The organism is Bacillus sp. AFS001701, assembly GCF_002559405.1.
Taxonomy (GTDB): domain Bacteria; phylum Bacillota; class Bacilli; order Bacillales; family Bacillaceae_G; genus Gottfriedia.
Map to the genome: position 1 here is coordinate 1 of NZ_NTZO01000455.1, position 8,412 is coordinate 8,412.

Here is an 8,412-nt window from a genome sequence, read left to right on the forward strand (position 1 = left end):
TTATAGTTACAATTATTTTACTTTATATAAAGGTCTGTTTAAAAAGCAATTAAACAGACCCCCTCCTAGTCATTTATATGAAAAATTCTCAAAAGATTCATCATAAAAAAAGAGAATCGTTAAACGATTCTCTTCTTAATAAAAAATATAATTAAGCTAACACTTAAAGCTTAACGCTCTTGATTGTTGTCCAACCACTATATACTTTAGTAGTTCCAACTGTTCGATACGTTCTTACTTTATAGTAGTAGGTCTTTCCTTTTGTTAAACCGCTATTTGTATAAGACGTTGAAGTTGTTCTTTTTACTAAACTATATGATCCAGCACTTGAGGTAGATCTGTAAATTTCATAACCGCTTGCTCCACTCACAGAACTCCAAGATATTTTTGAACTAGTTGAATTTACTTTAGCGACATTGAAATTAGTTGGAACTGATGGAATTGGTTTTGCGCTTACTATTGATGAATAATTTCCATAGACCTTCTTACTTCCGACTATTCTGTATGATTTTACCTTGTAATAATAAGTTTTATTTGTTGTAAGCCCTGTATTATTAAAGCTTGTTGAAGTAGTTGTACCAGCAAGTGAATATGTTCCTGTGCTTGTCGTTGAGCGGTAAACTTCATAACCACTTGCTCCACTTACAGCTGCCCAACTCGTTTTTATACTATTGTATGAAGATGAAACTGCTTTTACGGAAGTTGGTGTAGACAGGACCGGTTTTGCAGATACTGTCTTACTATAATCACTGTATTGTGTAGGTGTTCCTGTTTTATAAGACTTAATCTTATAATAATAAGTTGTACCTGTGTTTAAAGATGTATTAGTATACGAAGTACTTGAAGTAGTTGCTATTTTCGTATACGTACCTGTACTGGAAGTAGAACGATAAATCTCATAACCTGATACATCATCCGCTTTTGTCCAGCTTAATTTAACGCTATTATATGAACTAGCTGCTGCCTTAACGTTAGTAGGTGAAAGAATAGGCTCCACATAATTTGGATCTGTTGAGAACCATCCGTAAATCGTTTGATCTTCGCGAGAATCATACCCCATCCCGATTCGAATAATTGGATAGCCCACTGTTTTTTTCACTAATATACCGTAATAAACTTCAGATTCTGCACCCGGATATAGCTCTACATCGTCTTCACTTAAACCTTCTAACTGGTCTGAAAATGAAGCTGTATCGATTGGGTTAACTTTTTGACCAGACTTCGTATAAAAACTATCGTAACTATAAATTACATCATAAGCGTATAAAGGTTCTTCTGGTCCTGAGACATATTTTAAATTAAAACCCATCACAATCCATTCTTCATCATCTGCAGGTTTCGTATTATACATATTTTCATTTGCAACAATATCATTTGCCTCTTCACCTGTATACATATCGAATAATTGCAATTCTACTTCTTTAGGTGTATCCCACTCATATTCTTGAAGTGAAAAGTTATAATTTAACCATGCACTATATGGCGTGCTACGATCTCCTATTTCAGCAAAAGCTGATTTTGAATTAAATGAAAACATAATTAAAAATGTTAAAAATAAGTACATAAAACTTCTTTTATTCATGATTTTCCCCCTTAAATCTTTCATTCTATTGAATTACCACTTACAGCAACGCTCTATTATTTTTACCTCCTAAATTTGATAACTTAATTATATAAAGTGAGGTGTTCAAAAAATTGAACATCAAAAAAGAGAACCTTAAAGATGATTCTCAGAATGTACGCATATAATATTAGTTTCATAAATTTTAAACCTAATCCTAAATCCTTGTATAGGTTACATCCCCTCATTATTTAAAGTATTTTTTTGATAAATACTCATCAATACTTTCCCTATAAATTTCATAGAATTCATACAAATAATTAAGTTGGCCATCTTTAAAAATATAGATTACTCTTCCATCTTTCGTTTGATATTCTCTAACTTTAAAACTATTTAAAATTTTAGTTCTAACATTTTTCCTGCATTCGTAATCTAAGTGATTTGATGAATGAATACTTATATTAATTTCATTTGAAAGATGCACTTCAATATGTGGCGAAAGTAAACCGTCATCTATTAGATATACATTTTTCACTTCAAATTCAGTAGGAATAAGAATTGTTTGGTTACTATTTAATTTTTTACTTATTTCATTTTTATCTATTTTAATCATTGTATCTAGGGTTGGTAGGAAAAACAGTATATATAAAAATATTATTACACCGATCCCTACAATTGAAATAAAAGAAAAGAAAATTACTCTTAGCATCATTCACAAGCCTCACATCATTTTTAGTAAAAAATAGCTTCACTTGTGAAAATAGTAACATATTTGAATGCATTTTAATTAAAGTAATTTTGAAGTTAATATGAAGGTTTTATTAGGAAGCAATCCCTTTTCCGCATGAAAAGCATCAAATTCCAACAATTACAACGTCACTAGAATGATAATCCCCTAAACTTTTGAAAGATGTATTGTATCCAAGATGTAACTCGAGTAAACTGTAATAAGACAGATAGAATTTTCTGAAAACAAGGAGACACAGCATGGACTACACCTACACCTATGACCAACAAGACGTGATGACGTTTAACCTCGATTTGTACGCGACCAATCGAAAAACAAGCCAGTACTGGGAAAATCAGATTGCATCAGCTATAAATTATGTTGCTTTGCTATTTGTGTATGCGTATGTATTCGATGCAAATATCAAAGAAAACCTCGTTTGGATTGGTCTTTTCACTTTGGTATATTTTTGTTACCTACCATTCCATCATAAGTATGTACTAAAACAAAGTGTAAAAAGCTTCGTTAATAACCCACTTAATAAGCAATCGTTCGGGGAAACTACCGTTACGCTCGATGAAAACGGGATCCATGAAATCACACCCGTGGAAGAAACCAAGATCAAATGGGAGAACGTCAATGAAGTACGTGAAGGAGCCGAACATTTCTATTTCTATTACCTAAGCAACCGTTGCATCAGCTTGCCGAAACGAGCGGTAAACGACCAAAACGAGATTTTCGCTTTGCTCACAGAAAAAAGCGTGCCGCATCGCAAACTTTGAACCTAATCCATACACGATTGGAAATTTATCCTTCCTAAGCTTATTTAAAATTTTGTTTATTCCTTTAGAAAACATACTGCCGAAATAGACAGTATGTTTTTTTACGTTATGAAAAAAGAGCATCCACGAAAGATACCCTTTTTAGTAAAAACTTATTGTTGCAAATTCATACTATACAACTTACTCATCTCAAAAATTTGCTCCTGAACTTTATCAATCACCGATGGTGGACTTATAACCTGAGCATCTTTACCCCATGTTAAAATCCAAGTAATCAACCCATCACTAATCGCAGCTTTTGTAGTTAATATGAAATGATCATCATCCACTTTCTGAATATCAGCCTTTAATCCAAATCGGTCTAGTACTACATTCAATAAGCCTTTTTTAAACTTAATTTTTACATAATCAGGTTCACCGGCAAACATATTAAAAACTGTACTCAAATATTCATCAACATTAAAGCGTTCATCTTGAAATTTCTCTTCTGTTCTATTAACTTCACGCATTCGGTCTACGCGGAAATGTCTGAGTTGATCATCAGGTAAGCTTCTTGTAATTAAGTAATAGTAGTCATTTGACCAAATTACTGCGAGTGGTTTTACTGAGTACTCTTTTCCATCATGGCTTAGCTCAAATTCTTTCTTAAAGTTGTATCGGCCATATTGAAATGTAAGTAATTTTTTCTCGGCAATTGCTTGATGAATTTGATCAATCGAGAAGTGAATTCGATTGCTTTCACTTTTAATGGCTGTGTCTGGGATAATGCCATTGTGAAGCTTTTTGGCTTCGTTTTCACTTGTAAGGTTTTTTAATTTATCAATGATCTTTTTAGTTTCTTGTTTGTTTAAAAATCTTGAAGCTGTAACAGCATCTACTAATAAACGGAGTTCATGTAATTCAAACAGTCTTTCTTGGTGACTATATGTAGTTGCCTTACCATCTGAAGCGTTTTCAATTACATCAAAACCAACATCCACTAATACCGATATATCTTTTAAAAATGTATTTTTACTATACGAAAAGTCCTCTTCTCCTGCTGCTAATCTCTTTTTTATTTCTTCAAAGGTAAACTCACGATCAATATCTGTTTTACTTTCTAGTAGTTTCATTAGTTTATAAAAACGTTCACGGTTTTCCATGGATTCCTCCGTTTATTTAGTAAAATTCATAAGATGTATTTTATATGTAACTTAATCTAATTTTAATTTTAACATATTTAATTGGTAAAATTTATAGTTAAAAAATACTAGTCTATTATTACTATTAGTTCAATTAAATCAATTTACTATTTCATCATAAATTTTAGTAAACAATAGGCGGAAACACTTGGATAGTGCTTTTTGTCTAGTACACAAGTACTCGTCCAAAAAGACTAAATAAAAATTAAGCGTGATATAGAAATGTGAACAAGCATACACATAAAATATTGATTCCCAAATTTCTCCATTTTACATAGTCGATAAAATTGTACAGGAGGTCAGGAATGATTGAATTTAAACAAGTAAATAAGTTTTATGGCGATTTTCAAGTCTTGAAAGATATTAATCTCACAATCAATAAGGGTGAAGTTGTTGTCGTGATTGGTCCGTCTGGTTCTGGTAAGAGTACTTTGTTGCGCTGTATCAATCATTTGGAAGCAATTAATGACGGGACTCTTACAGTAAGTGGGATTTCTGTTGGGGATAAAAAAACAGATCTCAATAAGCTAAGACGGAATATTGGAATGGTTTTTCAGCATTTTTATTTGTATCCGCACAAAACTGTGCTTGAAAATATTACTCTGGCACCAATGAAAGCACTGGGCCAATCTAGAGAAGTGGCTGATGAAACAGCCAACCATTTTCTTGAAAAGGTAGGCATTTTAGAGAAGGCGAAATCTTATCCTTCCCAGCTTTCTGGTGGTCAGCAACAACGTGTGGCAATAGCTCGCGGGCTTGCGATGAAACCAGATATTATGCTTTTTGATGAACCTACTTCAGCACTTGATCCTGAAATGATTGGAGAAGTGCTAGATGTTATGAAGACTCTTGCTAGGGAAGGCATGACGATGGTTGTCGTGACTCATGAGATGGGATTTGCCAGAGAGGTTGCTGACCGAATCGTCTTTATGGATGAGGGTCGCATATTAGAAGAAGCAACTCCGGCTGAGTTTTATGAGAACCCGCGTGAAGAACGGGCTCGCTTATTTCTCAGCCGTATATTAAATCATTAATAGGAGGTAAGTGGAATGTTTTTAAAAAAATTCATGAAAATTGCTTTAGTTTCAACAACGGCCGCCTTAGTTCTTGCAGGTTGTGGTGGAAAGGATGATTCTAAAAGCAAAGATGCTCTAGCACGCATTAAGGATGATAAGAAAATCGTATTTGGTGTAAAATATGACACTCGTTTATTTGGATTAAAAAACCCTTCAACAGGGAAAGTAGAAGGATTTGATATTGACCTTTCCAAAGCACTGGCAAAAGAAATGTTTGGCGATGATGTTAAACCTGAGTACATAGAGGTTACGTCAAAAACTAGGGTTGGTCTCTTAAATAATGGCAAAGTTGATGCAGTTGTCGCTACTATGACCATTAATGAAGAACGTAAAAAAGAAGTAGATTTTACTGATGTTTACTTTAATGCCGGACAATCTTTACTTGTTAAAAAAGGCAGTAAAGTTCATGGACTTGCTGACTTGAAAAAAGGGACAAAAGTGCTTGCTGTTAAAGGCTCCACTTCTGCTGTAAATATTCGCCAGAAAGCTCCTGAAACAACAGTACTTGAATTCGAAAACTATGCTGAAGCTTTCACAGCTTTAAAAGCAGGTAAAGGTGATGCCTTAACTACTGATGATTCAATCCTTTATGGGATGAAAGAAGAAGATCCTTCATTTGAATTAGTAGGTGGAACTTTTACGGAAGAACCTTATGGAATTGCTGTTAAAAAAGGAAATAAAGATCTTGTCGACGCATTAAATAAAGCATTAAAAAGCCTGAAAGATTCAGGTAAATACGATGAAATTAAGAATAAATGGATTAAAAAATAATTATTGATATTATCGTTGGGATCCGCAGAGTCCGTAATATTACGGACCTGCTTTTCCTGATAATTAGGAGGAAATCCTTTGATTGATTTCTCGATACTAACAGATCATATGGAGTATTTTTTAGAAGGATTAAGAGTAACCATTTTAACTAGTTTAATCGCTTTATTATGTAGCTTTATTTTAGGAACAATTATTGCTGTCATGCGAATTTCTCCAATTAAACCACTTAACTGGTTAGGTTCGATTTATGTAGAATTTATCCGTAATATCCCTGTACTAGTTGTTGTGTTTTTCACTTACTTAGCTGGAAGTTTTAGTGGAATGGTTGCAGGAACAATCGGATTGACCATCTATACAGCAGCCTTCATTTCCGAAGCAATCCGTGCCGGTATCCTCTCTGTACCTAAAGGACAAATGGAAGCCGCTCGCTCTACAGGATTGACTTACGGACAGGCAATGAGATTGATTATTCTCCCCCAAGCGATAAAAATCGTCATCCCTCCTCTCGGCAATCAATTTCTAAATCTAGTAAAAAATTCTTCATTGTTAGCAGTCGTAGCTGGTGGAGATTTAATGTATCAAGGCGATCTAATATCTGCTATGACATACGTAACGTTTGATACTTATATTTTTGTAGCCTTATTTTACTTAGTCTTAACGATTCCTTTAAGTATTGGTGTTGGCTATTTAGAAAAACGCTTGGCTAGAAGTAATTAAGGAGGTGGATGAATGGATTTTCTGCAGCCGTTCGCTGATGTATACACACTAGATCATATCAAGTTTTTGCTAGAAGGATTTTGGGTCACCCTTAAGGTCGCCGCCATTTCAATTCTACTAAGTTTCATTATTGGAGGACTTATTGGTACGCTTAGATATACGAAGATTCCTGTTGTTACTCAATTACTAACCGCAATAGTCGAGATCATTCGGAACCTGCCTTTGCTACTGATTATATTCTTTACGTATTTTGCCCTACCGGAAATCGGGATTGAAATGAAAATAACTACAGCAGCAATAGCAGCATTGACAGTATTTGAATCAGCTATGATATCAGAAATTATTCGAAGTGGCTTAAACTCGATTGAAAAAGGACAGACTGAGGCAGCACGTGCATCTGGACTGAATTATATCCAGACATTGCGTCACATCGTTTTGCCTCAAGCATTGAGACGAATGGTTCCGCCGCTTGTTAGTCAGTTTATTTCATTGCTGAAAGATACTTCGTTAGCTGTTGTGATAGCGTTACCAGATTTATTGCATAATGGACAAATTATTTATGCGCAGAAAGAATCGTATGTAATCCCTGTTATGGTGATGGTTTCGTTGATGTATTTTGTTGTGAATTATGTTTTGTCGTTGGTTGCGCGTAGATTGGAGATCAAGCAGTCTTGAGAAATCTGGTTCATTTATTGGGCCGGATTTTTTCACATTCTCTTTTGAATATAGCTACAAAAAACTACATCTTCAATTGTTAGGAGTGTCTTACAATTGAAGTGCAGTTTACTTTTTGTTTTAACAATACGTTTACTCAGTTGATTGGTAAATTAGGTTTTCAATCAAATTCATTTTAAATATTCATTCATAATTCGATCATGTAAAGCTAGTGGAATCGTAAATTGCTGAGTTCCTTTATTCACATCATATATCGTATATTCTAATGAATTTTCCTTTTTTATAATATCAATTCTTCGGTTTGGAGATGATGTACTGATACTAACTAATTTTTCACCTTTTTTGTCTTCTTTCACTTTAATATCCATCCCACTTTCAAAAGAGCTTGAAAGAGTTTTATATTTATTAAACACAGCCCCACTTCTCCTATTCATGTTTAAATATACATTAATAACAAAGATATAGATGACCTACTCCTAGAAAAATAAATGATAGAATACCAGCAATCCTACTTTTATTTCTTAATATGAATACTTCTGATTACTATATTTAACTTTAAAGGCTGGATATTTTCACCTATTATTTACAAATATTACCAACAATAGATAATTAGTACAATATTAAAATAGGACCAAAAATTAATCGTATTAAACCTAGACTATAAATCAATTAAGATAGTATTTAAGTAAAAAAGTCTTATATTTGCATTTGCTAGTATTTTTTAGAAAATTACTAAAAAAACTCCTCCTTGTATTGTGAATTCGACTGATGTGTAACACACGCCAAGACATAAACTAAAGGCTATTAAAACAATATCAATACATATTAACAAAATACTATAATGAAATTTCATAGTTTATTCACAAAATAAGATAACTAAATAATGAATTGATAGTTAAAATTAACTTATCTTATATAGAGG

General features: G+C 33.3%; 9 protein-coding genes. 5 read left to right on the plus strand and 4 right to left on the minus strand.

All coding sequences use genetic code 11. The features are described 5' to 3' along the window. Positions 1 to 163 precede the first annotated feature (163 nt). Together CN514_RS21025 and CN514_RS21030 are read right to left on the minus strand one after the other, a co-directional pair. Positions 164 to 1,582 carry a fibronectin type III domain-containing protein gene (locus CN514_RS21025; protein WP_176526012.1) on the minus strand — a complete coding sequence of 473 codons (1,419 nt, stop codon included), beginning with the start codon at positions 1,580 to 1,582 and terminating at the stop codon, positions 164 to 166. A 226-nt stretch (positions 1,583 to 1,808) separates the two neighbouring features. Further along, positions 1,809 to 2,273 carry a hypothetical protein gene (locus CN514_RS21030; RefSeq protein ID WP_098234257.1) on the minus strand — a complete coding sequence of 155 codons (465 nt, stop codon included), beginning with the start codon at positions 2,271 to 2,273 and terminating at the stop codon, positions 1,809 to 1,811. A gap of 275 nt (positions 2,274 to 2,548) precedes the next feature. Between CN514_RS21030 and CN514_RS21035 the strand changes: the two genes are divergently transcribed. Continuing rightward, positions 2,549 to 3,070: a YcxB family protein gene (locus CN514_RS21035; protein WP_098234258.1), complete on the plus strand. Its 522-nt coding sequence runs from the start codon at positions 2,549 to 2,551 to the stop codon at positions 3,068 to 3,070. A 152-nt stretch (positions 3,071 to 3,222) separates the two neighbouring features. Here CN514_RS21035 and CN514_RS21040 read toward each other — a convergent pair whose 3' ends face one another. Then, positions 3,223 to 4,212 (minus strand): helix-turn-helix transcriptional regulator, encoded by a 990-nt coding sequence (locus tag CN514_RS21040; RefSeq protein WP_098234259.1) that lies wholly within the window; start codon positions 4,210 to 4,212, stop codon positions 3,223 to 3,225. A gap of 344 nt (positions 4,213 to 4,556) precedes the next feature. Here CN514_RS21040 and CN514_RS21045 point away from each other — a divergent pair, with 344 nt between their 5' ends. From CN514_RS21045 to CN514_RS21060, 4 genes are all read left to right on the plus strand, one after another. Beyond that, a complete protein-coding gene (locus CN514_RS21045; RefSeq protein ID WP_098234260.1) occupies positions 4,557 to 5,285 on the plus strand; it encodes an amino acid ABC transporter ATP-binding protein in 729 nt (242 codons plus the stop codon). Positions 5,286 to 5,300: 15 nt separating this feature from the next. After that, positions 5,301 to 6,098 (plus strand): transporter substrate-binding domain-containing protein, encoded by a 798-nt coding sequence (locus CN514_RS21050; protein ID WP_098234261.1) that lies wholly within the window; start codon positions 5,301 to 5,303, stop codon positions 6,096 to 6,098. A gap of 78 nt (positions 6,099 to 6,176) precedes the next feature. Beyond that, positions 6,177 to 6,815, plus strand: coding sequence for an amino acid ABC transporter permease (locus CN514_RS21055; protein ID WP_098234262.1), 639 nt, complete (start codon positions 6,177 to 6,179; stop codon positions 6,813 to 6,815). A gap of 12 nt (positions 6,816 to 6,827) precedes the next feature. Continuing rightward, positions 6,828 to 7,490 (plus strand): amino acid ABC transporter permease, encoded by a 663-nt coding sequence (locus tag CN514_RS21060; RefSeq protein ID WP_098234263.1) that lies wholly within the window; start codon positions 6,828 to 6,830, stop codon positions 7,488 to 7,490. A 170-nt stretch (positions 7,491 to 7,660) separates the two neighbouring features. Here CN514_RS21060 and CN514_RS21065 read toward each other — a convergent pair whose 3' ends face one another. Beyond that, positions 7,661 to 7,903, minus strand: coding sequence for a hypothetical protein (locus tag CN514_RS21065; protein ID WP_098234264.1), 243 nt, complete (start codon positions 7,901 to 7,903; stop codon positions 7,661 to 7,663). Positions 7,904 to 8,412: the final 509 nt, after the last annotated feature.